Genomic DNA, 26,391 nt, shown 5'->3' with positions numbered 1-26,391 from the left:
TGAACACCGAGCCTTGAGACCACCATGATCGAACACACGCTTTCCAACAATTTCCCCGAAATCCGCGACGCCATCCGTGCGCTGTGCGCCGAGTTCCCTGACGAGTATTTCCGCAAGATCGACGAGCAGCGCGCCTATCCCGAGACCTTCGTGGACGCGCTGACCAAGGCCGGCTGGCTGGCCGCGCTGATCCCGCAGGAGTACGGTGGCTCGGGCCTGGGCCTGACCGAGGCCAGCGTGATCATGGAAGAGATCAACCGCTGCGGCGGCAACTCCGGCGCCTGCCACGGGCAGATGTACAACATGGGCACGCTGCTGCGCCATGGCTCGCAGGCGCAAAAGGAGAAATATCTGCCGCGCATCGCCTCGGGCGAATGGCGCCTGCAGTCCATGGGCGTGACCGAGCCCACCACGGGCACGGACACCACCAAGATCAAGACCAGCGCCGTCAAGAAGGATGGCCGCTACGTGGTCAACGGCCAGAAGGTCTGGATCAGCCGCGTGCAACACAGCGACTGGATGATCCTGCTGGCGCGTACCACGCCGCTGGCCGAGGTGAAGAAAAAGAGCGAGGGCATGTCCATCTTCATGGTGGACCTGGCCGAGGCGCAAAAGAGCGGCCTGACCGTGCGCCCCATCCCCAACATGGTCAACCACGAGACCAACGAGCTGTTCTTCGAGAACCTGGAAATCCCCGAGGAGAACCTGATCGGCGAGGAAGGCAAGGGCTTCAAGTACATCCTCGACGGCCTCAATGCCGAGCGCACGCTGATTGCGGCCGAATGCATTGGCGACGGCTACTGGTTCCTGGACCGCGTGACCAACTATGTGCGCGACCGCAACGTGTTCGGCCGCCCCATCGGCCAGAACCAGGGCGTGCAGTTCCCCATTGCCGATGCCTTCATCGAGGTCGAGGCCGCCAACCTCATGCGCTGGAAGGCCTGCGAGATGTTCGACGCCAACCAGGCCATGGGCGCCCAGGCCAACATGGCCAAGTACCTGGCGGCCAAGGCCAGCTGGGAGGCGGCCAATGCCTGCATCCAGTTCCACGGCGGCTTCGGCTTTGCCTGCGAATACGACGTGGAGCGCAAGTTCCGCGAGACGCGCCTGTACCAGGTGGCGCCGATCTCCACGAACCTGATCTATTCCTACGTGGCCGAGCACATCCTTGGTCTGCCGCGTTCTTTCTGAAGGCTCGCGCATGACACAGCAACGCCTGAGGCCCCTGGACGGCACCACCGTCGTCTCGCTGGAACATGCGGTGGCCGCACCGTTTTGCACGCGCCAACTGGCCGACCTGGGCGCGCGCGTGATCAAGGTCGAGCGGCCCGGCAGCGGCGACTTTGCGCGCGGCTATGACCAGCGCGTGCAGGGCCAGTCCTCGCACTTCACCTGGATCAACCGCAGCAAGCAGAGCCTGGCGCTGGACCTCAAGCAGGACGAGGCCATGCAGGCGCTGCTGCAGCTGCTGGAGGGTGCCGACGTGCTGGTGCAGAACCTGGCGCCCGGCGCGGCCGCGCGCATGGGCCTGTCCTATGCGGCGCTGCGCGAGCGCTTTCCGCGCCTCATCGTCTGCGACATCAGCGGCTACGGCGCAGACGGCCCCTACCGCGACAAGAAGGCCTACGACCTGCTGATCCAGAGCGAGGCGGGCTTTCTCTCGGTCACGGGCACGCCCGAGGTGCCGTCCAAGGCCGGCATCTCGGTGGCCGACATCGCGGCCGGCATGTATGCGTACACCAACATCCTGTCGGCCCTGCTGCTGCGCGGGCGCACGGGTGAGGGCAGCCACATCGACGTGTCCATGCTGGAGGCGCTGGGCGAGTGGATGGGTTACCCCATGTACTACGCCTTCGACGGCGCGCCGCCACCGCCGCGCACCGGCGCCTCGCACGCCAGCATCTATCCCTACGGGCCTTTCGAGGCCGGTGACGGTGGGACGGTAATGCTGGGCCTGCAAAACGAACGCGAGTGGAAGCTCTTTTGCGAACAGGTGCTGCTGCAGCCCGCGCTGGCCACGGATGCGCGCTTTGACAGCAATGCGCGCCGCAACGCCAACCGCGAGGAGCTGCGTGCGCTGATCCTGGGCGTGTTCAACGCGCTGGATGCCGCACAGGTGGTGCAGCGGCTGGATGCGGCCGGCATTGCCAATGCGCGCGTCAACGACATGGCCGGCCTGTGGGCCCATCCCCAGCTGGCCGCACGCCAGCGCTGGTGCAGCGTGGACACGCCGGCCGGACCCGTGCAGGCCCTGCTGCCCCCCGGTGCCAACAGCTCCTTTGACTACCGCATGGAGGCTGTGCCCGCCGTGGGCGAGCACAGCGCCGCCATCCTGGCCGAGCTGGGCTGGAGCGCCGAGCGCATCAGTGCCCTGTGCCCGCCCCCGGGAAAAACCGCCCCCTGAAACCAGGGCGCATGCCCAAGAATGCGCCGGAGACCCAACCCATGAAAAACGACACCCAAGTGAGCATCCATCCGCTGGCCCAATTCGCTGCCTCGCTGCGCTGGGACGACGTTCCCGCCGCCGTTCAGCAGCGCGCCGAAGACCTCTGGGTGGACTGGTTCGGCTCCGTGCTCGCAGGCCAGGGCGCGCGCCCCGTGCAGAGCATCACGCGCTTTGCGCTGTCCCAGGGACCGGCGCAGGGGCCTAGCGAGATCCTGGGCAGTGCCGACACCACCTCGCCCATGATGGCGGCCCTGGCCAATGCCGCAGCCTCGCATGTGGCCGAGCAGGACGATGTGCACAACGGCTCGGTCTTCCACCCCGCCGCCGTGGTCTTCCCGCCCGCGCTGGCCGTGGCACAGAGCATCGGCGCCAGCGGCGCCGAGCTCATGGCCGCCTGCGTGGCCGGCTATGAGGTCGGCATCCGCGTGGGCGAGTTCCTGGGCCGCAGCCACTACCGCATCTTCCACACCACGGCCACGGCCGGCACCCTGGCCGCCGCGGCCGCCGTGGGCCGGCTGCTGGGCCTCACGCCCGCGCAGATGCAGCATGCCTTCGGCTCGGCCGGCACGCAGTCGGCAGGGCTGTGGGAGTTCCTGCGCACGGGAGCCGACAGCAAGCAGCTGCACACGGCGCATGCGGCCGCTGCGGGCCTGATGTCGGCCTACCTGGCCCGGGACGGATTCACCGGTGCGCAGGACATCTTCACCGGGCCGCAGGGCCTGGCGGCAGGCATGTCCACGGACGCCGATCCCACGCGCCTCACGGACGGCATCGGCACGCGCTGGGCCACGGCCGAGACCTCGTTCAAATGGCATGCCTCCTGCCGCCACACGCACCCGGCTGCCGACGCGCTGCTGCAGGTCATGCAGGACCACGGCCTGGCCCCCGCCGACCTGGCGCAGGTCACCTGCCACGTGCACCAGGGCGCCATCGACGTGCTGGGCCCAGTGGTCGATCCCGGCACGGTGCACCAGAGCAAGTTCTCCATGGGCACGGTGCTGGCGCTGGCCGCGCGCCACGGCCATGCGGGCCTGGACGAGTTCGACAACGAATACCTGGCCGCCACCACGGTGGCCCTGCGCGAGAAGGTGGGCATGGTGCTGGACCCCGAGGTCGATGCCGCCTACCCGCAGCGCTGGATCGGCAAGGTCACCGTGCTCACCACCGATGGCCGCACGCTGCACGGCCGCGTGGAAGAGCCCAAGGGCGATCCGGGCAACACGCTGTCGCGCGAGGAGATCACGGCCAAGGCGCTGCGACTGATCGCCTATGGCGGTGCCCTGCAGGACGACCCCGCCCAGGCCGCTGTAGCGCGGCTGTGGCAGATCGCGCACTGGCCGCGCGTGCAGCGCCTGCTTGACTGAGTTCTTGACTGAGTTTTCGCGCCGGCCCCGGCCGGCGAATCCATGGGAAAGGCGCCACCACAGAGCGCCTCCCGCTTCCACCAAAGTGCACAGGAGACAAACCATGCAACGCACCACTTCTTTCCGCCGCCGCCTCGTTTACGCAGCGGCCGCCGCCTGCGCCCTTGCCGCCGGCGGGACGACCACCGGCGCCCTGGCCGCGGCCTGGCCCGAGAAGCCCGTCGTCCTCGTCGTGCCCTACAGCGCTGGCGGCCCCACCGATGTGGTGGCGCGCCTGCTGGCCGTGCCCATGGGCCAGGTGCTGGGCCAGAGCGTGCTGGTCGAAAACACCGTGGGAGCGGGCGGCACCATTGCGCCCAACCGCGTGGCCAAGGCCAAGGCCGACGGCTACACCATCCTCATCCACCACATGGGCATGGCCACGGCGCCTGCGCTGTACAAGAAGCTGCCCTATGACCCGCTCAAGGACTTCGAGTACATCGGCCAGGTGCTGGACGTGCCCATGACCCTGCTGTCGCGCAAGGACTTCCCGGCCAACAACTTTGCCGAGCTGCTGGACTACGTGAAGAAGAACCAGGAGAAGGTCTCGCTGGCCAATGCCGGCATCGGCGCCGTCTCCCAGCTGTGCGGCATGCTGTTCATGCACCAGGCGGGTGTCAAGCTCACCACCGTGCCCTACAAGGGCGCAGGCCCGGCCATGAACGACCTCATGGGCGGCCAGGTGGACCTGCTGTGCGACCAGACCACGCAGACCGTGCCCGTGATCAAGGACGGCCAGCGCGCCAAGGTCTTCGGCGTGACCACGCCCAAGCGCCTGTCCTCGCTGCCCGACATTCCCACGCTGGACGAGCAGGGCCTCAAGGGCTTTGACGTCAAGGTCTGGCACGGCATGTACGCGCCCAAGGGCACGCCCAAGGAGGTGGTCATGGCCATCAACAAGGCGCTGAACGTGGCCATCAAGGACGAGAACGTCAAAAAGCGCATCGCCGAACTCAGCTCCGACCTGGTCACGCCCGACAAGGCCACACCCGAAGGCCTGCGCACCCACCTGCAGGCCGAGGTGGCGCGCTGGGACAAGGTCATCAAGGCCGCAGGCGTCTCGGCCGAATAAACCGCTCTCCCAAGGACATCCGCATGCACGATCTGGCGCGACAGGCCACTTCCTTTCTCTTCGTCCCCGCCACGCGGCCCGAGCGCCTGGGCAAGGCCCTGGACAGCGGCGCCGACATGGTCATCGCCGACTGGGAGGACGCCGTGGCCCCGGCCGACAAGGACGGCGCCCGCCAGGCGCTGGCCCAGGCCGTGGGTGCGCTGGAAGGCCCGGCCCGTGCCCGCCTGCTGGTGCGCATCAACGCCGAAGGCACGCCCTGGCATGCGGATGACCTGCGCGCGCTGGCGCAGCTGGTGGATCAGGGCGTGGCCGGCGCCATGGTCTCCAAGGCCGAGCGCGCCCAGACCCTGCATGCGGTGGCCCAGGCTGCGGGCGCACGGGCAGCCGTGCTGCCCCTCATCGAAAGCGTGGCCGGCCTGGACGCGGCCGACGCCCTGGCTGCCGCGCCCCAGGTGGTGCGCCTGGCCTTCGGCCACCTGGACTTCCAGGTCGATGCGGGCATGGCCTGCGAGCAGGGCGAGGAAGAGCTGCTGCCCATGCGCATGGCCCTGGTCCTGGCCTCGCGCCGCGCCGGCATCGGCGCGGCCGTGGACGGCGTGACGGTGGACACGCGCAACCCCGAGCGGCTGGCCCAGGACGCGGCACGCGCGCGGCGCATGGGCTTTGGCGGCAAGCTGTGCATCCACCCGGCCCAGGTCCAGCTCCTGCACGCCGTCTTCGACCCCGATGCCGCGGCCGTGGCCCACGCGCAGCGCCTGCGCCAGGCCCTGGCCGAGGCCGGAGGCGGCGTCTGCGTGCTGGACGGCCGCATGGTCGATGCGCCCGTGCTCAAGCAGGCCGAACAGGTGCTGCTGCGCCATGCCTGGGCGCAACAGAGATCTGCAGCGCGATCTTGATCAAAATGAGACTGAAAGGCCGTTTTGCACTCAGAGTTTTCTGATTCTGGTGCAAGAAGTCCAATGATTTCCCTGATGGTGAATCCATCTGCCTCGAATACGCTTGGCCAACTCGATTGATTTCGAGACGGCGGTTTCTTGATCCGGTATCTCCACCCATGGTGGCACCCAGGCAAAGGAGCGTGTGATGGCAGTGATCTCGGGGACGGCATCGAACAGCGGATTCAACGGCCAATTGAATGATCGTCTGAATGACCGACTGAACAACCGATTGAATCGGCGCCAGGCGCTGGCCCTGGCGGCCGGCGCCGTGGCGGCAGGGCCCGCCAGCGTGCTGGCGCAGGCCGGCTTTGCCACGCGGCCCGTGCGCATCGTCGTGCCCTTTGCGGCGGGCGGTGCCACCGACGTGATTGCGCGCATCCTGGGCGAGCGCATGGCCCAGCAGCTGGGCCAGACCGTGGTGGTGGACAACAAGCCCGGTGCGGCCGGACTGATCGGCGGCGAAATGGTGGTCCGCTCCGCGCCCGACGGGCTCACCCTGCTGCTGGGCACCACCTCCACCATGCTCACCAACAAATACCTCTACAAGAAGACCGCCTACGACCCGCTGACCGACCTCACGCCCCTGTCGCGCGTGTGCATGGCGCCCATCGCCCTGGTGGTCACGGCCGACGTGCCCGCCACCAACCTGCGCGAATTCATGGCCTGGGCCCAGGCCAACGCGGGCAAGCTCTCGTATGGCTCCTACGGCATAGGCTCGCACGGCCACCTGGCCTGCGCCGTGCTCAGCGACATGGCCGGTGCCGGCATGGCGCATGCGGCCTACCGGGGCGAGGCGCTGATGGTGCAGGACATGCTGGGCGGACGCATCCCCATCGGCATGGGCAGCCTGCTCACGCTCAAGCCCCACATCGATGCAGGCAAGCTGCGCGCCTTGGCCGTCACCGGCACGCGCCGCGTGCCGCTGGTGCCCGAGGTGCCCACCTTTGCCGAGGCCGGCTACCGCCATGAGGCCATGGAACTGTCCGGCTGGCTGGCCATCGCCGGCCCCAGGGGCCTGCCGGCCGACCTCACGCGGCAATGGGGCGAGATCTCCAACCGCGCCGTGGCCAGCCGCGAAGGCACGGCCCGCATCATCGCCGCCGGTTTCGTGCCCGTGGATGACGACACGCCCCAGCGCTTCGGCAAGGCCTGGGCGCAGGAGGCTCCGGTCTGGGGGCGGCTGCTGCAGTCGGCGGGGGTGCAACCCGGTTGATGGCGCACAGCGGCCCTGGTTGCCCAAGGCTGCACTCATGCCCTGTGCTGTAATCGCCCCTCCTCAGGCGGCCCCGGTGGTGCAATGCCATGACGGGACAGCCCGTGGTTTCTCAAACATTCAAGAGAGGGTATTACCGTGAGTGCATTGGTCATCAAGGCCTGGAAGGCCAGCGAGCAACCCATAGACGACAAGGGCAACCACATTGCCATCACAGGCCGCGAAGGCGGCCTGGTCGCCTGGATCCTGTCCAAGGTCAACATCGATCCCACCACCACCATCCGCGTGGGCAGCGAGCGCCTGGAGTTCAGCAGCGCCTCGCTGTCGGGCACCCAGTCGCGCCTGATCCCGCTGCAGGGCATCTGCTCCACCTACTACGGCTATCACAAGCCCTGGAAGACGGCGCTGGGCATCGGTGCCCTGTCGCTGTTCATGGGCGGGTCCATGATGGCCCAGAGCTTCTTTGCAGGCCTGGTGGTCATGCTGATCGGCTGGGGCATCGCCGCCGTCATCTACTTCCTGAACCGCACCCTGACGCTGGGCTTCATCGAGAACAGCGGCGCAGTCAACGGCATCCAGTTCAAGCGCTCGGTGATCGAGAACATCGACATCACGCAGGAGCAGGCCAGGCAGGTCTGCGAACTGATGCAAAAGCTGATCGAGGCCAAGGAAAAGCGGCTCTGACCGCTTGGGTGAAAAGGAAAGCGCGGCATGCGCTTTCCTTGTGCGCGCCGCGATCTGGGGGCAAGACCCGGCGCGCGCTATTGGGCAGATGGGGAGCAGTCGGGCTCCACGTCTATGCCCAGCGGCAGGTAGTAGTGCTGCGCGCTTGCCCATCTTCCACTCGCCACCTGCTCACGCCACTGCACATGCAGGCCTTCGCGGGACAGGCAGTGATCCACCCGCGTCAGCCCCGGCCGATCCGGCCACCAGACAAGCAGGCGCTGCGGACCCAGCACCCGGACTCTCGCACCCTCGGCCAGTTGCAGGCCAATGAATCCCTCGGCGACGAGCGGCATGAACAACGCCGCACGTGCATCCGCTGCAACAGCCTCCGTGCCCGTTTTGCCCTGGTAGCGCAGGATGCCGCTTTCCGCCGGTTGACCTGTGGTGACGCAGCATTCGGGTGTCTGGCTGGGCTCGGGCAAGAGACGGATGTAAGGCCGTGGGGCCGTTGATGGCCGTGGTTCTTCCGATGACAGGTTGGCGGTATCGGGTCGGCGTGCATCCAGCAGGCCCACAAGCCCTGCGTCAGGGGCTGCCTGCGCCAGTGCTGCGCCTGTCAGGCCGATGGTCAGCACCAAGCGCCGGATTTTCGGCCTCATGCGGGAGGGTTTCATTGAGGCCCAGCTTGGCAGGGAAACTGTTTGGCGAGAATGTCGGTGATGACGTGGGCAGCCCGAGTTGCGCGCTGTCTGGCATCCATGCTTCGCAAACTGCTGTGCAGCACCTCTGCCACAGTGATGGTCTTGAGGTGCCGGTAGTCACACCAGGCCCGGCCTTCCGTTGCGTCGAGAACGCCGAGCAGGTACATCTCTGCATACCTTCTTTCCGGCACTTCCTTGCTCATGTAAGCCGAAAAGAATGCCTGCGCCGTCAGGTTGTTGTTCTCGATGATCAACCGCTGAGAGTCTGCCGTCGGGCGTGTCAACCGGGTGTCGGCGTGCGCACAGACCGATGTGCCGAGACCCCATGCCAAACAAAGCACGGAAATTGGCCGCAAGACCATGGCACGGATGCAGGTCATGGCCAAAACGCTCTGGTCAGGGACTGACACCTTGCGCCTCAGGCCTGAGCCCCGCCACGCGCCATCAGCTTGAAGGTGCCGGTGGCCAGGGCCACCAGGGTGCCATCCTCGGAGCGCACTTCGCCGCGCGCGAAGCTGATGGAGCGGCCGCGCCGCTCGCAGTGGGCGGTGGCGATGAGATCGCCGCTGCCGGCCGAGACGTAGTGCAGCGTGAGGTCGATGGTGGCCACGCCGAAGGCCGTGGGGTCATGCGAGCGGCAGGCCGAGGCCAGGGCGCAGTCCATCAGCGAGGCGATGGCGCCGCCGTGCACGTCGCCGCGGCTGTTGGCCTGATCCGGTTGAAAGCCCATGCGGATCTGGGCGCGGTCCTCGCCGATGCGTTCACCGCTGAGCTTCATGGCGCGGGCCATGGGCATGGGCAGGCCGAAGAGGATGCCGGGCGCCTCGCCTTCGAAGGGGTTGGCCGGGTGGTCTTTGATGGGTGTATTCATGGACATGATCATCGCATTGGGCGCGGCGCTCGAGACTGGCGTGTACCGACTCCGGGGCACCGAGGAAGGGCCTACGCCGGCCGCGCCGCCCCGCACCGAGGGTGCCGTCCCCCTCCCGCGAAGCGAGAGAGGGCGCCGTGCACACGGGGGAAGCGGCGCAGCCGCTCAGGGGGTGACTTTCAATCCACCCGTGCACCTGTCGATTTGACGACAGTGGCCCAGCGCGTGATTTCCTTGTCGATATGCGCCTGCAGCGCCTCGGGCGTGGAGCCCACGGGCTCGTAGCCGCCGGCGGCCAGCTGGGCCTGCAGCGCGGGCTGGCGCAGGGCGGAGGCGATCTCGCGGCTCAGGCGCTGGGTGGCTTCGGCGGGCGTGCCGGCCGGCGCGATGACGGCGTACCAGCCGGTCACGTCGAAGCCTGCGATGCCCTGCTCCTGGATGGTGGCCACCTCGGGCGCCAGCGCCGAGCGCTGCGGGCTGGTGACGGCCAGCGCGTGCATGCGCCCGCTGCGGATGTGGGGCATGGAGGTGGAGATGCTGTCGAAGGTAAGGTCGATGTCGCCGGCCAGCATGGCGTTGACCACGCCCGCGCTGCCCTTGTAGGGCACATGGGTCATGCGCACGCCTGCCATGGAGCCGAAGTACTCGGCCGCAAGATGCCCCGTGTTGCCGTTGCCTGCCGAGCCGAAGGTGAGCTTGCCGGGGTTGGCCTTGGCGGCCTGGATGAGTTCCTGGATGTTCTTTGCCGGCAGCTTGCTGCTGGCCGCAACCACCATGGGCAGGTTGGCCACCAAAGACACGGGCGCGAAGTCGCGGCGGGTGTCGTAGGGTAGCTTGGGATAGAGGCTGTCGTTGATGGCATGGGCGGCCAGCACCATGAGCACGGTGTAGCCATCGGGCCTGGCGCGCGCCACGTATTGCGAGGCCAGCGTGCCGCCTGCGCCGGGCTTGTACTCCAGCACCACGGGCTGGCCCAGCTGCTGCTGCAGTTGCACGGCCAGAGGGCGGCCCAGCAGGTCGGCACTGCCGCCGGGCGGGTAGGGAATGACCAGCTGTATGGGCTTGGCAGGCCAGGCCTCGGCGGCATGGGCGAGATGGGCGGAGGGGGCCAGCAGGGCGCAGGTCGCCAGGGCCAGGCAGGACAGCAGGCGGCGGCGCGGGAGTGGGTGCATGGGCATGGACATGGGCATGGGGGGACTCCGTTTCATGAAGAGGACAGGGCGCCGGCCTGGTACTGCTCGCGCAGCGCGCGCTTGAGCACTTTGCCGATCTCGCTGCGCGGCAGGCTGGCGGCCAGCCGCAGCTCTGCCACGCGCTGGGTCTTGCCCACGCGGGCGTTCAGCCATTCGCGCAGCTCGGCGGCCGAGGGCGTGGCATCCGGGCGCGCCACGGCGTAGGCTACGGGGGTCTCGCCCCAAGCATCGGAGGGCACGCCGATCACCGCGCATTCGGCCACCTGCGGGTGCTGCAGCAGCACGGACTCGATGTCGCTCGGGTAGACGTTGAAGCCGCCCGTGATGATCATGTCCTTCTTGCGGTCACCCAGCACGATGAAGCCGTCCTCGTCCAGGCGGCCCACGTCGCCGCTGCGGATGAAGCGCAGGCCCTGGGCATCGAACCATTCGGCCTCCTGCGTCTTGTCGGGCAGGCGGTGGTAGCCGCTCATCATCCCGGCCGAGCGGCCCACGATCTCGCCCTGCTCGCCGGGCGGCAGTTCGCGGCCCTGCTCATCGATGAAGCGGATGTCGGCGCCCGGCCCTGGCCTGCCCACGGTGTGCAGCTTGTCGGGGAAGTCATGGCAGTGCAGCTCGCAGCGCACGCCGCCTTCGGTCATGCCGTAGTACTCGATGAGCCGTCCGGGCCAGCGGCGCAGCACCTCGGCCTTGAGCGCGGGATGGAAGGGTGCGCTGGTGCAGAACTTGTGCCGCAGGCGGCTCAGGTCGGCGCCGTCGAACCCCGGGCACTGCATCAGCCGCTGGTACTGCACGGGCACGAGCATGGTGTGGGTGGCATGGTGGCGCCCGGCCAGTTCCAGGTAGTGCGCCGCGTCGAACTTGCGCATCAGCACCAGGGTGCCGCCCAGGCCCAGCGTGGGCAGGGCCGCGACCAGGGTGGTGTTGGAGTACAGCGGCGTGGCGCACAGCGAGACGGCATCGGGCCCGTAGCCGTTGTGGATGGCACGTTGCACATGGGCCCAGCGCATGGCCCAGGACTGGACGATGCCCTTGGGCACGCCCGTGGTGCCCGAGGAGTAGATGACGTTGAAGGGCCAGTCGGGCTGGGGGGGGATGGGCGTGGGTGCCGTGCCATGGTCCGCTTCGTCCGCAGCCAGCCATTGCGACCACGGCATGCCGGCTTCGACAGCGCCGTCCAGAGCCACGCATTGCAGATCCTGTCCGGCCTGCAGCGGCCATTGCGCTGCGGTGTCCGCATCGCGCAGCACCAGCCGGGCGCCGCAGTTGTCCAGCATGGCGCTCAGGTGGCCGGCCGTGGCCGACGGGGCCAGCGGCGCCACGGCCACGCCCGCGCGCAGCGCGCCCAGGAAGGCCAGCACGTACTCGGGCGAGCTGCCCGCGCAGATGGCCACCACGTCGCCGGGGCCCAGGCCCTGGCGTTGCAGGCGCAGGGCCACGCGGTCCATGCCCAGGCGCAGCGCGGCGTAGTCGAGGCTGCGGCCATCCATGGCCAGGGCGGTGTGGCGGGGGCGCTGGCTGGCCTGCAGCGCGACGAGTTCGGGCAGCGAGCCAAAGGGCTGGCGCAGCAGGGAGGCGATGTCTTCTTGCATGGGAGGGACGGGAGGGACCACTATTCCAGCGACAGGCCTGCGGCCTTGACGATCTGGGCCCAGCTCTTGCGTTCCTGGGCGATGAAGGCGTCGTACTCGGCCGGTGTCTCGCCACCGGGCACGCCGCCCAGGTCGGCAAAGCGCTGGCGCACCTCGGCCGTCTGCATGGCGCGCCGGGCCGACTGCTGGATGCGCTCGACCACGGCATCGGGCGTGCCGGCAGGGGCCAGCAGGCCGAACCAGGCCGTGACCTGCATGGGCACGCCGGCCTCGGTCATGGTGGGCACCTCGGGCAACTGGGCCGAGCGCGTGGCGCTGGTGATGGCCAGCGCGCGGAACTTGCCGCTCCTGATGTGCGGCATGGAGCTGGGCAGGTTGTCGATCATGTAGTCCACCTGCTGGCCCAGCAGCGCCGTGACCGCAGGCGCGGCCCCGGGAAAGGGCACGAGCGTGACCTCGATGCCGGCCTTCTGGCGGAACATCTCCGAGGACATGTGCGGCGACTGGCCCACGCCCGACGTGGACACGTTCAGGCGCCGGGTCCTGGCCAGCTCCACCAGCTCGCGCACGCTGCGCACGGGCGAATCGGCATGGACCACGAGGATGTTGGGCACGGAGATCACATTGGTGATGCCGCGCAGATCGCTTTCCTTGTAGCTGAGCTGCTTGTACAGGCTGAAATTGATGGCCACCGGGCCGATGTTGCCCATGAGCAGCGTGTAGCCATCGGGCCTGGCGCGCGCCACCTGGGCCGTGCCGATGCTGCCGCCGCCCCCGCCCTTGTTCTCCACCACCACCGAGGTGCCCAGGTCCTTGCCCATCTTCTCGGCCAGCACGCGCGCGGCAATGTCCGTGGTGCCGCCTGCGGCGGCCGGCACCACGATGGTGATGGGGCGTTCAGGCCAGGCCGCCGCCAGCGCGGCGGCAGGAGCCAGGGAGAAAAAAGGCAAAGCGGCCAGCAAGGCCAGCAGGCTGCGGCGGACGGTCATGGGCAGTCTCCAGTTCACTGCCCGCAACGATAGAAAACCCTGGGCCCCAGGGCACCAGGGTTTGACTGGAGATCCGCTTCGCCATTCGGAAACCCGCGCTTAGGCCCACTGGAACGCGTGCTAACCCGTTGCCGAAAAGGCGGCCACAAGAAAAAAGGCGCCGAAGCGCCTTTTCTTTTTCGCAGAATGCACAGCGCATGGAACTGGCGCGGCCCAAGTCAGGGACACCGAGCAAGGGCCGCCCCGCCGCGAGGGTGTCGTCCCCCTCCCTTGCGAAGCAAGCAGAGAGGGGGAAGGCGCGTCAGCGCCTCAGGGGGTGATCAGGGATACAGTCCCCGCATCTCGCGCGCATGCAGGATGCGCTGGCAGGCCACGATGAAGGTGGCGGTGCGCAGCGTCACGCCGTGCTGCTGGGCCACCTGCCAGATGGCCGCGAAGGCGTCCTGCATGATGCGCACCAGGCGGGCGTTGATCTCGTCCTCGCTCCAGAAGAAGCTGGAGAAGTCCTGCACCCATTCGAAGTAGCTCACCGTCACGCCGCCGGCATTGGCCAGCACGTCGGGCAGCACCAGCACGCCCTTTTCGGTCAGGATGTCGTCGGCCTCGGTGGTGGTGGGGCCGTTGGCGCCCTCGATCACCATCTTGGCCTTGATCTTGCCGGCGTTGTCCTTGGTGATCTGGCCTTCCAGTGCGGCGGGGATCAGGATGTCGCAGTCCACGCTCCAGAAGTCGGCAGCGTCCATGGCCTCGGCGCCGTCAAAGCCGCCCACGCCGCCCTTGGCGGCCACGTGGGCCAGCAGGGCCGGCACGTCCAGGCCATTGGCGTTGTGGATGGTGCCGGTGTGGTCCTGCACGGCCACGACCTTGGCGCCCACGTCGGCGAACAGTTTGCCCGCCGTGCCGCCCACGTTGCCGAAGCCCTGCACGGCGATGCGCGCGCCCTGGACCGACAGGCCGGTCAGCTTGGCCGCTTCCACGCCCACGGTGAACACGCCGCGGCCGGTGGCCTCGACGCGGCCCAGCGAGCCGCCCAGGTCCACGGGCTTGCCCGTGACCACGCCGGTGGCGGTGGCGCCGGTGTTCATGGAGTACGTGTCCATCATCCAGGCCATGATCTGGCCATTGGTGTTGACGTCAGGCGCGGGGATGTCCTTGGAGGGGCCGATCAGCAGGCCGATCTCGCTGGTGTAGCGGCGCGTCAGGCGCTCCAGCTCACCGCGCGACAGCGTCTTGGGATCGACACGGATGCCGCCCTTGGCGCCGCCGTAGGGCACGTTGACGGCCGCGTTCTTGACCGACATCCAGGCCGACAGGGCCATGACTTCGGACAGGGTCACATCCTGGTGGAAACGCACGCCGCCCTTGCCGGGACCGCGGCTCAGGTTGTGCTGTACGCGGTAGCCTTCGTAGTGGGCGATGGTGCCGTTGTCCAGCTCGATCGGCACATCGACGATCAGGATGCGCTTGGGGCGCTTGAGGGTTTCGACCCAGCGGGCGAGATGGCCCAGATAGGGCGTGACGCGATCGACCTGCTGCAGGTAGTTGCCCCAGGGGCCGAGGTGATCGGCCTGCAGGTAGGAAGGGATGGCGTGGTTGGTAACGCCGGCCGAAGCGGGTTGCTGCATGGTGGTTCCACACAAGAGTTGTCTGAGGGTTTTGAGCTTATTCCCGGGGCTATGCGCTGTCCAACGCCTTATGAGCGAGAGCCTTATGCATTTAATGCATAACCCTGGGAGCGCCTTGTCCAGCGGACAATCGGGGCCGCTTGAGACCCACCGATGCACTCCAGGAAAGCCGCCCCATGACGAACATGCCCCGCACTCCCACAGCCTTGGCCCACGCGCTGCTCCAGGCACGCCACAGCGGCGAATTGCTGGACGCCGACGATTGGGCCGACGTGGTGCGCACCCCCGTAGATGCACAGGCCGTGCAGGCCGCCATGGCGCCCGCGCTGGGCTGGCGCGTGGCCGGCAGCCAGCAGGGACCGGGCCGCGTGCCGGGCTATTGGAAGTCTGGCGCGCCGCGCCGCGATGCCCCGCTGACCCATGCGCCGCTGCCCGAAGAAGGCGTCTGGGCCAGCCCCTCGGTCGCTGGCGGCGCGCCGCTGCACCTGCGCGGCATCGAAGCCGAGATCGCCCTGCGCCTGGGCCGCGATGTCACGGCCGCGATGGCCGCCGCCCTGCAGCCCGGCGAGGGCCTGGAGCTGATCGACGGCATCACCGCCGCCATCGAGGTGGTGGATACGCGCTGGCGCCAGCACCTGAAGGCGCCGCCGCTGCTGCTGGCCGCCGACGGCCTGTGCCATGGCGCCCTGGTGCTGGGACCTTGGCAGGACGCTTCGCGGCTGCTGCCGCGCGAGTCGCCGCGGGACTGGTCTGCCCAGGTCTGCCGGCTGCGTGTGGGCGCGGCGCCGCTGCAGGCGTTCACCGGAACGCATCCGCTGGGCGACCCGCTGTGGCTGCTGGCCGGCTGGCTGCAGGAACTGGTGCGCCGCTATGGCAGCGTGCCCGCAGGCACGGTGGTGACTACGGGCACGTGGAATGGACTGGCCTTTGCGCAGGCCGGTGACCTGGTGGTGGCCGAGCTGGACGGCATCGCCGAGGCCCGACTGCAGCTGTGAGGCTTCAGGCAGGCCATCGAGTGATCAGGTGATCTTGTAGTCCTTGAGGGCCGGATCGCCGGGCGGAAAGCGCAGGTCCAGGTTGCGCATCACCTCGCGCAGCAAGGTGGCGATCATGAGGTTGCGATGCGTCTTGGAATCCGCGGGCACGATGGTCCAGGGCGCCCAGGGCGTGTGCGTGGCGCCCAGCAACTGGCCGTAGGCCTGCTGGTAGTCCTTCCACTGCGTGCGCACCTTCATGTCGTTCTCGTCGAACTTCCAGTGCTTGGCCGGGTCGTCCAGGCGCTCCTGCAGGCGCGCGCGCTGCTCGTCGGCGCTGATGTGCAGCAGGAACTTGACGACCACGGTGCCCGTCTCGCTGAGCATGCGCTCGAAGTCGTTGATGTGGGCAAAGCGCTGGCGCTGCTGCTCGGGCGTGATCCAGCCGTTGACCACGGGCACCAGCACATCCTCATAGTGGCTGCGGTTGAAGACCGTGATCTCGCCTGCGCCCGGCACGCGCTGGTGGATGCGCCACAGGTAGTCGTGCGCGCGCTCTGCATCGGTTGGCGCCTTCCAGCCCACGGCGTTCATGCCCAGGGCGCTGGTGCGGCCGAAGACGCCACGGATGGTGCCGTCCTTGCCCGCCGTGTCCGTGCCCTGCAGCACGACCAGCAGCTTGTAGCGGCGGTCGGCGTACAGCAGGTTCTGCAGCGCGTCGATCTCTTCGGCCAGGGCCTCGACGGCGGCCTTGTCCTCGGTCTTGCCGTTGCCGTTGGAAAAGGGCTTGGCGCCGGGGTCGAAGTCGGCCAGGGCAATCGGCTTGTCCTTGTCGGACTTGGCGGAGCGCGGTTGCCACTGCTCCCAGAGCTTTTGCACGGCCGCATCGCGGCTGGAGAAAGGGTTGAAGGCGTCCATGGCTTGAGCGGTGGGTGAGCGGGGAGGGTCAGGGCTGGGCGCGAATGGATTGCACCTGCAGTTGCGGCGGCGCCATCGAAGGCGCGGCGCCAGCGGCGGGCCTGGGGCCGGGCTGGCCCCGGACCTCCACGTTCTGCCGCTGCCACTGCGTGACCTGCTCGGCGCTCAGGCCCTTGAGCTGCCAAGTCTCGCCGGAGGCAGTCTGCAGCACGGGCTGCTCATGGGGCGCATTGCCACGCAGCACCAGACGGCCTTGCAGGGTCAGGGGCTGGCCGGCATCCGGCGCGGCGGGCGCGGCCGATGCCGAAGCGGGCGCCGGTGCGGTTGCAGGAGGTGGAGGTGGCGCGGCGCAGGCCGTGGCCAGCAGCGACAGGCTGCCGGCCAGCAGCAGGGGCAGGGCCCGGGCGACTGCGGTATGGGATGTCTGGGTCATGGCGGTCATTGCACGATGGCGGTGAGGGTGGTGCCGGCGGGAACGCGCAACTGCTCCTGGTACAGGCCCTGGGCGTCCGGCTGGCGTACGAAGGGGAAGTGGCCGCGCGCCGCGAGCTGGGCCGGCACGGTGGCGGGCAGGCGGCGTGCCGCCGCATAGCGCTGGCCGTCGATGCCCACCAGGGTGAAGCCCTGGTCCGTGCGTGCGGGCCAGCCGTAGCCGGCCGGGCCGCTGGAAGGCAGCAGGGCGATGTTGGCACCCCATCGCTGCAGCGTGACGGGCAACGAGGGGCCACCGGCCTGTGCAATGGCGTTGCCTAGCACCTGCAGCGAGTCGGGCGAGGAGGTGTTCCTCAGCATCTGCTGGTAGAAGCCCACGCCGTGCTGGCGCAGCAGATAGGCGCCCAGGCTGCCCGTGACGTTGTAGCCGAAGCAGGTGGCGTTGACATCCGAGGCCCAGCTGGCCAGGTCGCAGTTGAAGCCGGGCTTGGACATCCAGCCGGTAATGCGGCCGTCACGCATGGGATTGGTGCCGGGTGTGAGTCTTTCGGCCAGGATGTCCTCGGACATCAGGGCCGACATCTCTTCCAGGAAGGTGTCGAACATGTAGTCCGAACCCTTGAGCGCGCCGCGCTGGTAGAAGTTGATCATGTGGATGAACTCGTGCGACAGCGTGCTGATCTGCGTTGTCAGCCCGTTGGCGCCGCCCAGGTACAGCGTTTCCGTGTCCATGTAGAACGACAGCGATTCGTTGCTGTACTGGAACTGCGAGTTGCCGGCCGTGCGCTTGAAGTTGTTCACGGCCCAGAAGTAGCCCAGCAGGCCGTATGGCTGGCTGTCGGGCGTGAAGTTCACGAACACGATGTCGATCGGCTGGTCGGCCGCGATCAGCTCGCTGTGGGCCTGGGGCCCCCAGGGCTGGCCTGCCAGCCCCGTGACCAGGGCGTGCACGGAATCCGGCCCGCTGGAAAAGCGCTGTATCACGGTGTCCAGCAGGGCGTCGCTGACCTTGGCGCCGCCGTACTCGCTGTCTTCCAGCCACAGGTTGATGGTGCGGGTGCCCGTGGGCGTGGGCGCCGTGGTCTGGCGCCGCAGCGTGGCGCTGCGCGTCTCGACCGTGGGGCTTTCCGTGTTGACGAACCAGCTGCGCTGGCTGCCCACGGGCAGCACGGCCGCCGACACAGCGCGCGAGGGCTGCACGCTCTGCCCTGCAACCGGGGCGGGCAGGCTCGGCTTGAAGTCACGTACGCGCTGGGGGATCTGGTTGACCAGCTGCGCAGCGCTCAGCGACTGTTGCGCCGCAATGCCCTGCGCCGCTGCGGCTGGCGGCGTGAGCGTGATGGGCGGCAGGGCCACGGCGGCATCGCCGGTGTTGGTATAGATCAGCGTCACGGGCCGGGTGCCCAGATTGCGCAGGCCCACGGCAACGGGCTGCTCTGCGGCGGTGGCGTTGGTGTAGCTCCAGACGCCGACGCCTTGGCCGGAATAGGTGGTGGCGTCGGTCGCGCCGCACGAGGCGCCCGTGCAGGCGGGGCTCAGCTGTGTCGTGATGGAGTCGCCCGGCGTGGAGCCGCCGCCCCCGCCGCCGCAGCCTGCCAGTCCCGCACCCAGTGCCAGTGCAACAAGGGCCTTGCCCCCAAAGTGATCTTGAAACATGGGTTCCTCTCGATGGTCCATGTCCAGCCAGAAGAAGGAGGCGGCCGGACGCTTGCGCAACTATCCCAGGCCTGCCTGCAGGCGGCAAGCACCGGCCGGTTTCCCGCGTGTAGGCGCAGGGCTTGCCTGCAGGTCGCAAGCCGCAGGCCTCACCTGGGCTCCAGCCGCACCGGCACCTGCAGCTGCTCCACGAACCGCCGCGCCGCCAGCCCCAGCGGGCGCTCCTTGGACCACACCCAGTCGACGAACAGCTGGGTGCCGTTGCTGATGTTGCACAGCGGAATGCGCAGCAGCGCGCCCGTTTGCAGCAGGGGCTCGGCGACGCTGAAGGGCAGCCACCCCCAGCCCAGGCCGGCCGAGACCAGCGATAGGGCCGCCAGATGGCTGTCCGTGCGCCACAGCTGGTGCGAGATCACGAAGCGCGGATCGGTGTGGGCCAGGTCGCGGCTGGCCAGCAGGATCTGGCGCGCGCCGGCCAGCTGGCCCAAGTCCAGGCGCTGCTGCCCATCCACGCCCAGTTGCCGGGCCAGCGGGTGCCTGGCCGCCATCACGGCGACCATGGTTTCCTGGCCCATCTCCTGGAAATCCTCGCGGCCGTCGATGGCCGGGCGCTCGAAGACCAGGGCCAGATGCGCGCGGCCCGAATGCAGTTCCTTGAGCGCATCGACCTGGGCGGCCACCAGCACCTCCACCTCCAGCCCCGGGAATTCCTCGACCAGCGGCTGCAGTGGCGCTGCCCAGGCCGTGGACAGCAGCTCGGGCGCGATCACCAGGGTCAGCCGCTCCTCCAGTCCCTGGTGCAGGGCCAGTGCCTGGTGGTTGAGCTGCTGCAGCTGGGCGGCCAGCAGCCGGGCCTGGGGCTCCAGTGCGCGCGCCGCCGCCGTGGGCCGGGGCTCGCGGCCGCTGCGGTCGAACAGCTGCAGGTCCAGCTCTGCCTCCAACTGGGCGATGGCCATGCTCACGGCCGAGGGCACCCGCCCCAGCCGGCGTGCGGCGGCGGAAAACGAACCGTGGTCCAGCACGGCAAGGAACAGCGGCACCTGGTCGGCGGGGAAGGACATGGCGGGAACCTGTCAGTTTTATTGAAAGAATCTGACTTTAACGTTCAATTCCGGACAAATAAACTGCGCCCCCTATGACCTTGCAGACACACAAAAAGGGCCTCCAGGGGCCCAAGCGCAAAGTGGTCTTCGTGACCCTGTATGAACTGATCGCCATCGCGGCCTCCAGCCTGCTGTTCATGGCCATCGGCCAGAGCGCCGGGCATTCGGGCGGCATGGCGATTGCCGCCTCCACGCTGGCCATCGTCTGGAACCTGACCTTCAACCACCTGTTCGAGCAATGGGAGGCGCGCCAGAGCGTCAAGGGCCGCTCGGTGATGCGCCGCGTGGTGCACGCCCTGGGCTTCGAGGGCGGTCTGGCCATGGTGCTGATCCCGCTGATGGCCTGGTGGTTCGGCGTCACGCTGTGGGAGGCCACGGTGATGGAGGCCGGCCTGCTGGTCTTCTTCCTGGTCTACACCTATGTCTTCAACTGGTGCTTCGACCATGTGTTCGGCCTGCCGGCCTCGGCCTCGGCGTCCGCTGCGGTGGCCCCCCGTGCTCAGGGCGAGCCGGCCTGCAGCAATTGACCGGCCACGGCGGCGGCGGCCGTGCGGGTCTCCACGCCGAGTTTCTCGAAGATGTGCTCCAGGTGCTTGTTCACCGTGCGCGGGCTCATGCCCAGGATGTCGGCGATATCGCGGTTGGTCTTGCCCTTGCTCAGCCATGACAGCACCTCGGTCTCGCGCGGGGTGAGCGCCACCTGCTGCAGCCGGCGCGCGGCGGGCGTCTGCGGCGCCTCGTGGCTGAGCAGCACCATCGACTCCCCCAGGCCACTGGCGCCCATGTGGCGCGCCAGCAGCTGGCGGCCATCGGCCAGTGCCAGCGCCAGATCCTGGGGGGCGGGCTGGCCCTCCTGATCCGCCTGGCCGGGCTGATCCGCTTTGTCGTGCTCATCCGGCTGGCGGGCGCCGGCCAGCCAGTCCCCGGCCGCCTCCAGCGGGAAGGGCTGGTCCGCAAAGGCCTCCTCCAGCCAGCGCGATGCCTGGGGCGAACGCCAGGCCACGCGGCCCTGGCCGTCGAGCACCACCACGCCCAGCCCCGCCACGTCGACGGCCTCCTGCGCCTGGCGCGTGGCGCGGGCGTTGCGCACATGGGTGGCCAGGCGCACCAGCACCTCGGGGATGCGCAGCGGCTTGACCACGTAGTCCACGCCACCGCTGGCAAAGCCGCGGATGATCTGGTCCGTGTCCGACAGGCCGGTCATGAACACCACGGGCACATGGGCCCAGGCCGGCGTGGCCTTGAGCGTGCGGCACAGCGTGAAGCCGTCCATGCCGGGCATGACGGCGTCCAGCAGTACGCCGTCGGGCACGGTGAGGGCGAAGCGCTGCAGGGCCTCGTCGGCGTCGCGGGCGGCGAGCACCACGTAGCCTTCGGCGGCCAGCGCGTCGCACAGCATGCGCAGGCTGTCCAGCGCGTCGTCCACCACGAGGATGACGTGGGCGTTGTGAGGGGGGTGGCTGGGGTGGCTGCTGCTGTCGGCGGTCGTCATCTGTGGCCTTTGCGGGTTCTCATTCATCGGTCTCCTCTCTTTCTTCGTCTTCTTCATCCTCTTGCTCGGGCCGCGGCAGCATGCGCGCCAGCGCATCGAAGTCGAAGCGGTTCGCGCAGGCCTGCAGCGCATCGAGCAGCGCGGCATGCGCGGGCGCCTGCTGGCGCGCCTGGCGCAGGCGCTCGCGCAGGGCGGTGGCCTGGCCCGAGCGCGCCAGCCGGGCCAGGTCTTCACGCAGATCGGGCGGGAAGGGGGCGGCTGCCGGCGCCTCCTCTGCCTTGGCCTCTGCCTGCTCTGCACGCGGCGCCGGCAGCAGCAGCGGGCGGTTGTCATGCACCCATTCCAGCCGCAGCACGCGCTCGAGCACCTGCAGCAGCTCGGACTCGGTCACGGGCTTGGCGACAAAGCCCTGGCAGCGCGCATCGGCCAGGCGCGGCGGGTCGTTGTCGAACAGGTTGGCCGAGACGAAGACCACGGGCAGCTGCTGCGCATCCCAGCGCGCGCGCAGCAGGGCGGCGGTCTGCCAGCCGTCCAGGTCGTCCATGCTGATGTCCAGCAGCACCAGGTCGGGCGGGCTTTGCTCCACGATCTCCAGGCACTCGCGGCCGCTGGCGGCCTCGCGGATCTCGAAGCCCAGCGGCAGCAGCAGGCCGGCCAGCAGCTGGCGCTGCAGCGGCTGGTCGTCCACCACCAGCAGGGTGCGCCGGGGCGGCAGATAGCCGATGACGGTGTGCAGCGTGGCGGCGGCGCCCGGAGGGACCCAGGACGCGTCGGGCGCCATCTCGGGCAGGTACAGGCGCACGGTGAAGCAGCTGCCCTCGCCGGGCGTGCTGCTCAGGGTGAGCTGCCCGCCCATCAGCTCGGTCAGCAGATGGGTGATGGTCAGCCCCAGGCCCGTGCCCGCCTCGCTGACGCGCCGCCCCGCGCTGCCGCGCTCGAAGGGCACGAAGATGCGCTCCATGTCCTGCGGTTCGATCCCGATGCCGGTATCGATGACCTCGATGCGCGAGACATGGGGCCTGAAGTCCATGCGCAGCCGCACCTCGCCGCGTTGGGTGAAGCGCACGGCGTTGGACAGCAGGTTGATCAGGATCTGGCGCAGCCGCTTGGCGTCGGCCCGCACCCAGCGCGGCATGGTGCCCAGCGTCTCGACCGAGAACTGCAGCCCCCTGGCCTGTGCCTGGGGCCGCATCATGGCCTCGATGCCGTCGATCAGCGCGGGCAGGGGCAGGGGGGCGAGGTCCAGGCGCAGGCGGCCGGCCTCGATGCTGGCCAGCTCCAGCGATTCGTCGATGAGCGCGCGCAGGTGCTGGCCGCTGTGCTGCATGGTGGACAGGGTCTCGCGCACCCAGCCATCGACCTGCGGGCTCTTGAGCAGGATCTGCGTATAGCCCAGCAGGCTGTTGAGCGGCGAGCGCAGCTCGTGCGTCATGCCGGCCACATAGCGGGTCTTGGCCTGGCTGGCCTGCTCGGCATGGTCCTTGGCGGCCTGCAGCTCGGCATCGGTGCGCTTGTGGGCGGCAATCTCCTGCAGCAGCAGCTGGTTCTGGCGCTCAGACTCGTCCTGCGCCATGCGCCGGCTGTCCGTGCTCAGCACCACCCACCAGGCGGCCACGGCGCACAGCAGGGCCAGCAGCGCGAAGACCTTGAGGAAGGGGATGCGCAGCGCGCCGCCATCGACGCTGCCTGCCTGCAGGCTTTCCTGCATGTAGACCACGCCCACCATGAAGGCCGTCACCGCGCACAGCGACAGCATCACCACCAGGTACTGGCCCGCGCGGAAGTTCACCTTGGTCGCCCAGCGCGGCGGCAGCAGGGCCGAGGCCAGCGCATGCAACTGCTCGCCCGCGCGCGATCCGGTCTTGCAGCGGTCATGGCAGCGCGACTCCAGCGAGCAGCACAGCGAGCAGATGGGCGCGCCGTAGGCGGGGCAGTGCGCCATGTCCTCGGATTCGAAATGCTTCTGGCAGACGGCGCAGCGCACGGTCTCGCCGGGCTTCCACAGGTTGCCTGCGGGCCGCGCCAGGTAGTAGCGCCCGCCCGTCAGCCAGGCCAGCAGCGGCGACAGCAGCATGGACAGCGCCAGCGCGATGAAGGGCGAGAACGCGGCCGCCGTCTCGCCCAGCAGGCCCGCATAGGCGCAGCAGGCCACGGCGGCGGCCAGCAGCATGGCGCCCGGGCCCACGGGATTGAAGTCGTACAGATGGGCGCGGCGGAACTCGATGCCCGGCGGGCTCAGCCCCAGCGGCTTGTTGATGACCAGGTCGGCCACCAGCGCGCCCACCCAGGCGATGGCCACGTTGCTGTAGATGGTCAGCACCTTCTCCAGCGCGCCGAACACGCCCAGCGTCATCAGCAAGGTGGCGATGACCACGTTGAACACCATCCAGACCACGCGCCCCGGATGGCTGCGCGTGATGCGCGCGAAGAAGTTGGACCAGGCAAGCGACCCCGCGTAGGCATTGGTCACGTTGATCTTGACCTGCGAGATGACCACGAACACCACGGTCACCGCCACGGCCAGCCCCGGCAGGCCCAGGGCCTGCAGCACCTGCTGGAAGCCTACCAGGAACATCTGCGTGGGCTCGGCCGCGCGCGAGGCATCCACCCCTTCCAGCTGCATGGCCGCGAAGGCGAGAAACGCGCCGCCCGCCATCTTGAGCATGCCCATCACGGCCCAGCCCGGCCCGGCCACCAGCACCGCGCCCCACCAGCGCAGGCGGTTGGCCCGGGTGCGCGGCGGCAGAAAGCGCAGGAAGTCCACCTGCTCGCCGATCTGCACCACCAGCGCGAAGATCACGGCCGCCGCCGCGCCGAACATCAGCGGATCGAACTGGCTGCTGCCCGAGCGCAGGCCGGTGAGGCTGGCGAAGTCGCGGTACAGCTGGGGCTGGGACAGCGCCATCCACACGAAGGGCAGCACCAGCAGGAACAGCCACAGCGGCTGCGTCCAGGCTTGCAGGCGCGAGATCAGCGTGATGCCGCGCATGGCCAGCGGCAGCACCACCAGGGCCGACAGCGCATAGCACCACTGCAGCGGCCAGTCCACCACCAGCTGCAGGGCCAGCGCCATGATGGCCGCCTCCAGCGCGAAGAAGATGAAGGTGAAGACGGCGTAGATCAGCGAGGTGATGGTCGAGCCCAGGTAGCCGAATCCCGCGCCCCGCGTCAGCAGGTCCATGTCCAGCCCGTAGCGCGCGGCGCAGACGGCGATGGGCAGCCCCGTCAGGAAGATCACCAGCCCTACGGTGACGATGGCCCACATGGCGTTGGCAAAGCCGTAGTTCAGCGCAATGGCGCCGCCGATCGCCTCCAGTGCCAGGAAGGACAGCGAGCCGAAGGCCGTGTTGGCCACGCGGAACTCGCTCCAGCGCCGGAAGCTGCGCGGCGTGTAGCGCAGCGCGTAGTCCTCCATGGTCTCGTCGGCCACCCAGGCGTTGTATTCGCGCCGGAACCGAAAGATGGTCTGCGGCGCGGGCGAGGTGCTGGCGGGGCTGTCGGGCGGGGGTGCGGAGTGCATTCCCAGGTCTAGCAAGAAACGTGCGGGGCCAATGCTGGCGCGGCTTTCAAGAGGAGTGCGCGGGGTGCGTACGCAGATGGCTACGTCAATTGACGTATGGGCGGTTTCAAGGGTTCTTCCTAATCTTGGACCCAGCGCGGAAACAAGCCGTAACCGCAACGCCAGTTTTCAGCCACTTGCAGATCACCCAACCGATCCTTACAGGAGAGTCACCATGAGCCACCCCTCCGACCCCCGCACACCTGGTTCCCCCGGCACGGAAATGGGCCGCCGCCGCGTCCTGCAGGCGCTTGGCGCCGCCTCGGTGGCCGGGCTGCCGGCCTGGTCCTTCGCCCAGCCCACGGCCCAGGTCAACACCACCAAGCTGGCCGTGACCGATACCGAGGTCGTCGTGGGCCAGCTGCACTCGGCCACGGGCACCATGGCGATCTCCGAGACCGGCTCCATCCAGGCCGAGCAACTGGCCATCGACCAGATCAACGCCATGGGCGGCATCCTGGGCCGCAAGATCCGCGTGATCAAGGAAGACGGCGCCTCCGACTGGCCCACCTTCGCCGAGAAGTCCAAGAAACTGCTCATCAACGACCGCTGCGCCGCCGTCTTCGGCTGCTGGACCAGCGCCTCGCGCAAGGCCGTGCTGCCCGTGTTCGAGAAGGAAAACGGCCTGCTGTACTACCCCACCTTCTACGAAGGCCTGGAGCAGTCCAAGAACGTGATCTACACGGGCCAGGAAGCCACGCAGCAGATCCTGTACAGCCTGGACTGGGCCAAGGCCGAGAAGAAGGCCAAGACCTTCTTCCTGATCGGCTCGGACTACATCTGGCCGCGCACCTCCATGAAGATCGCGCGCAAGCACATCGAGAACTTCCAGAAGGGCAAGGTCGTCGGCGAGGAGTACTACCCGCTGGGCAGCACCAACTTCGGCTCGCTGGTCAACAAGATCAAGCTGCAAAAGCCGGACTGCATCTTCGTGGCCGTGGTGGGCGGCTCCAACGTGGCCTTCTACAAGGCGCTCAAGGCCGCAGGCATCACGGGTGACAAGCAACTGCTGGTCACGCTGTCGGTGACCGAGGACGAGATGACCGGCGTGGGCGGCGAAAACTTCACGGGTTTTTACTCCTCGATGAAGTACTTCCAGACGCTGGACAACGAGAACAACAAGAAGTTCGTGGCCGCCTTCAAGGCCAAGTACGGCCCCAATGCCGTCATCGGCGACGTCACCCAGGCCGGCTACCTGGGCCCCTGGCTGTGGAAGGCCGCCGTGGAAAAGGCCAAGAGCTTCGACGTGGACAAGGTGGTGGCCGCATCGCCGGGGCTGGAGCTCAAGACCGCGCCCGAAGGCTACGTGAAGGTGGACGCCAACCACCACCTGTGGAGCAAGTCGCGCATTGCCGTGGGGCAGCCGGACGGCACGTTCAAGGTGGTCTCGGAGTCGCCTGAACTCATCAAACCCGATCCCTTCCCCAAGGGTTACCAGTAAGTCCTGATCCGTTCAGGCAGGTGATGCGTGGCGGCCTGCGGCCTGGTGGGCGGGCCGCCGCGTGAACCGTTTCCCCCTCTCCCGATTGGCTTGCGCGCAGGAGCAGC

General features: G+C 68.5%; 23 protein-coding genes. 10 read left to right on the top strand and 13 right to left on the bottom strand.

The features are described 5' to 3' along the window. The first annotated feature begins 24 nt into the window (after nt 1–24). The 7 genes from IAE24_RS02200 to IAE24_RS02170 all read left to right on the top strand — a co-directional run bounded on the left by IAE24_RS02200 (nt 25) and on the right by IAE24_RS02170 (nt 7,756). Nucleotides 25–1,191: an acyl-CoA dehydrogenase family protein gene (locus IAE24_RS02200; RefSeq protein ID WP_012202137.1), complete on the top strand. Its 1,167-nt coding sequence runs from the start codon at nt 25–27 to the stop codon at nt 1,189–1,191. Between the two features lie 10 nt (nt 1,192–1,201). After that, on the top strand, nt 1,202–2,404 hold the full coding sequence (locus IAE24_RS02195) for a CaiB/BaiF CoA transferase family protein (protein ID WP_199958835.1): 1,203 nt from the start codon (nt 1,202–1,204) through the stop codon (nt 2,402–2,404). A 41-nt stretch (nt 2,405–2,445) separates the two neighbouring features. Continuing rightward, entirely contained in the window at nt 2,446–3,810 is a 1,365-nt protein-coding gene (locus IAE24_RS02190) for an MmgE/PrpD family protein (protein ID WP_012202139.1), read from the top strand. Between the two features lie 103 nt (nt 3,811–3,913). Beyond that, nucleotides 3,914–4,921, top strand: a complete 1,008-nt coding sequence (locus IAE24_RS02185; protein ID WP_013800091.1) for a tripartite tricarboxylate transporter substrate binding protein BugD — start codon at nt 3,914–3,916, stop codon at nt 4,919–4,921. Nucleotides 4,922–4,944: 23 nt separating this feature from the next. Next, nucleotides 4,945–5,817, top strand: coding sequence for an HpcH/HpaI aldolase/citrate lyase family protein (locus tag IAE24_RS02180; protein ID WP_199958837.1), 873 nt, complete (start codon nt 4,945–4,947; stop codon nt 5,815–5,817). A gap of 187 nt (nt 5,818–6,004) precedes the next feature. Next, nucleotides 6,005–7,072: a Bug family tripartite tricarboxylate transporter substrate binding protein gene (locus tag IAE24_RS02175; RefSeq protein WP_199958839.1), complete on the top strand. Its 1,068-nt coding sequence runs from the start codon at nt 6,005–6,007 to the stop codon at nt 7,070–7,072. Between the two features lie 138 nt (nt 7,073–7,210). After that, nucleotides 7,211–7,756 (top strand): hypothetical protein, encoded by a 546-nt coding sequence (locus IAE24_RS02170; protein ID WP_012202143.1) that lies wholly within the window; start codon nt 7,211–7,213, stop codon nt 7,754–7,756. Nucleotides 7,757–7,833: 77 nt separating this feature from the next. Here the strand turns inward: IAE24_RS02170 and IAE24_RS02165 are convergent, their stop codons facing one another. The 7 genes from IAE24_RS02165 to IAE24_RS02135 form a co-directional block, all read right to left on the bottom strand. Continuing rightward, the gene (locus tag IAE24_RS02165) at nt 7,834–8,412 is read right to left on the bottom strand and encodes a hypothetical protein (protein WP_199958842.1); all 579 of its coding nucleotides are present in this window, start codon (nt 8,410–8,412) and stop codon (nt 7,834–7,836) included. Further along, nucleotides 8,409–8,819 (bottom strand): Rap1a/Tai family immunity protein, encoded by a 411-nt coding sequence (locus tag IAE24_RS02160; RefSeq protein WP_199958843.1) that lies wholly within the window; start codon nt 8,817–8,819, stop codon nt 8,409–8,411. The genes IAE24_RS02165 and IAE24_RS02160 overlap by 4 nt, the downstream gene beginning before the upstream one ends. Nucleotides 8,820–8,857: 38 nt before the next feature. Continuing rightward, nucleotides 8,858–9,310 (bottom strand): PaaI family thioesterase, encoded by a 453-nt coding sequence (locus IAE24_RS02155; protein WP_199958846.1) that lies wholly within the window; start codon nt 9,308–9,310, stop codon nt 8,858–8,860. A 179-nt stretch (nt 9,311–9,489) separates the two neighbouring features. After that, a complete protein-coding gene (locus tag IAE24_RS02150; protein WP_233626088.1) occupies nt 9,490–10,488 on the bottom strand; it encodes a tripartite tricarboxylate transporter substrate binding protein in 999 nt (332 codons plus the stop codon). Between the two features lie 26 nt (nt 10,489–10,514). Next, nucleotides 10,515–12,095 carry a class I adenylate-forming enzyme family protein gene (locus IAE24_RS02145; RefSeq protein ID WP_199958848.1) on the bottom strand — a complete coding sequence of 527 codons (1,581 nt, stop codon included), beginning with the start codon at nt 12,093–12,095 and terminating at the stop codon, nt 10,515–10,517. A 20-nt stretch (nt 12,096–12,115) separates the two neighbouring features. Beyond that, nucleotides 12,116–13,084, bottom strand: coding sequence for a Bug family tripartite tricarboxylate transporter substrate binding protein (locus tag IAE24_RS02140; protein ID WP_012202149.1), 969 nt, complete (start codon nt 13,082–13,084; stop codon nt 12,116–12,118). A gap of 320 nt (nt 13,085–13,404) precedes the next feature. After that, nucleotides 13,405–14,709, bottom strand: a complete 1,305-nt coding sequence (locus IAE24_RS02135) for a Glu/Leu/Phe/Val family dehydrogenase (RefSeq protein ID WP_013800098.1) — start codon at nt 14,707–14,709, stop codon at nt 13,405–13,407. Nucleotides 14,710–14,885: 176 nt separating this feature from the next. Between IAE24_RS02135 and IAE24_RS02130 the strand changes: the two genes are divergently transcribed. Further along, complete coding sequence (locus IAE24_RS02130; RefSeq protein WP_199958850.1) at nt 14,886–15,704, top strand: fumarylacetoacetate hydrolase family protein; 819 nt, start codon at nt 14,886–14,888, stop codon at nt 15,702–15,704. A 24-nt stretch (nt 15,705–15,728) separates the two neighbouring features. Here the strand turns inward: IAE24_RS02130 and IAE24_RS02125 are convergent, their stop codons facing one another. The 4 genes from IAE24_RS02125 to IAE24_RS02110 all read right to left on the bottom strand — a co-directional run bounded on the left by IAE24_RS02125 (nt 15,729) and on the right by IAE24_RS02110 (nt 19,750). Next, a complete protein-coding gene (locus IAE24_RS02125) occupies nt 15,729–16,601 on the bottom strand; it encodes a PPK2 family polyphosphate kinase (protein ID WP_043823254.1) in 873 nt (290 codons plus the stop codon). Nucleotides 16,602–16,629: 28 nt separating this feature from the next. Beyond that, nucleotides 16,630–17,034 (bottom strand): hypothetical protein, encoded by a 405-nt coding sequence (locus IAE24_RS02120; protein ID WP_034399061.1) that lies wholly within the window; start codon nt 17,032–17,034, stop codon nt 16,630–16,632. Between the two features lie 5 nt (nt 17,035–17,039). After that, the gene (locus tag IAE24_RS02115) at nt 17,040–18,689 is read right to left on the bottom strand and encodes a M30 family zinc metallopeptidase (RefSeq protein WP_063328062.1); all 1,650 of its coding nucleotides are present in this window, start codon (nt 18,687–18,689) and stop codon (nt 17,040–17,042) included. A 149-nt stretch (nt 18,690–18,838) separates the two neighbouring features. After that, a complete protein-coding gene (locus IAE24_RS02110) occupies nt 18,839–19,750 on the bottom strand; it encodes a LysR family transcriptional regulator (RefSeq protein ID WP_199958852.1) in 912 nt (303 codons plus the stop codon). 74 nt (nt 19,751–19,824) lie between these two features. Between IAE24_RS02110 and IAE24_RS02105 the strand changes: the two genes are divergently transcribed. Continuing rightward, entirely contained in the window at nt 19,825–20,319 is a 495-nt protein-coding gene (locus IAE24_RS02105) for a PACE efflux transporter (RefSeq protein ID WP_012202156.1), read from the top strand. Here IAE24_RS02105 and IAE24_RS02100 read toward each other — a convergent pair. Both IAE24_RS02100 and IAE24_RS02095 read right to left on the bottom strand, forming a co-directional pair. Continuing rightward, nucleotides 20,292–21,284, bottom strand: a complete 993-nt coding sequence (locus IAE24_RS02100) for a response regulator transcription factor (protein ID WP_199958854.1) — start codon at nt 21,282–21,284, stop codon at nt 20,292–20,294. The two genes, IAE24_RS02105 and IAE24_RS02100, sit on opposite strands and share 28 nt — an antisense overlap. 19 nt (nt 21,285–21,303) lie before the next feature. After that, nucleotides 21,304–24,804 (bottom strand): hybrid sensor histidine kinase/response regulator, encoded by a 3,501-nt coding sequence (locus IAE24_RS02095; RefSeq protein WP_013800105.1) that lies wholly within the window; start codon nt 24,802–24,804, stop codon nt 21,304–21,306. A 214-nt stretch (nt 24,805–25,018) separates the two neighbouring features. Between IAE24_RS02095 and urtA the strand changes: the two genes are divergently transcribed. After that, nucleotides 25,019–26,284: an urea ABC transporter substrate-binding protein gene (gene urtA / locus IAE24_RS02090; protein ID WP_012202159.1), complete on the top strand. Its 1,266-nt coding sequence runs from the start codon at nt 25,019–25,021 to the stop codon at nt 26,282–26,284. The last annotated feature ends 107 nt before the right edge of the window (nt 26,285–26,391 follow it).

The organism is Delftia sp. S65 (genome assembly GCF_016516495.1).
In the GTDB taxonomy this organism is placed as follows: Bacteria; Pseudomonadota; Gammaproteobacteria; order Burkholderiales; family Burkholderiaceae_C; genus Comamonas; species Comamonas acidovorans.
Note: the sequence above shows the minus strand (reverse complement) of the source record. Positions and strands in the feature narration are given on the sequence as shown.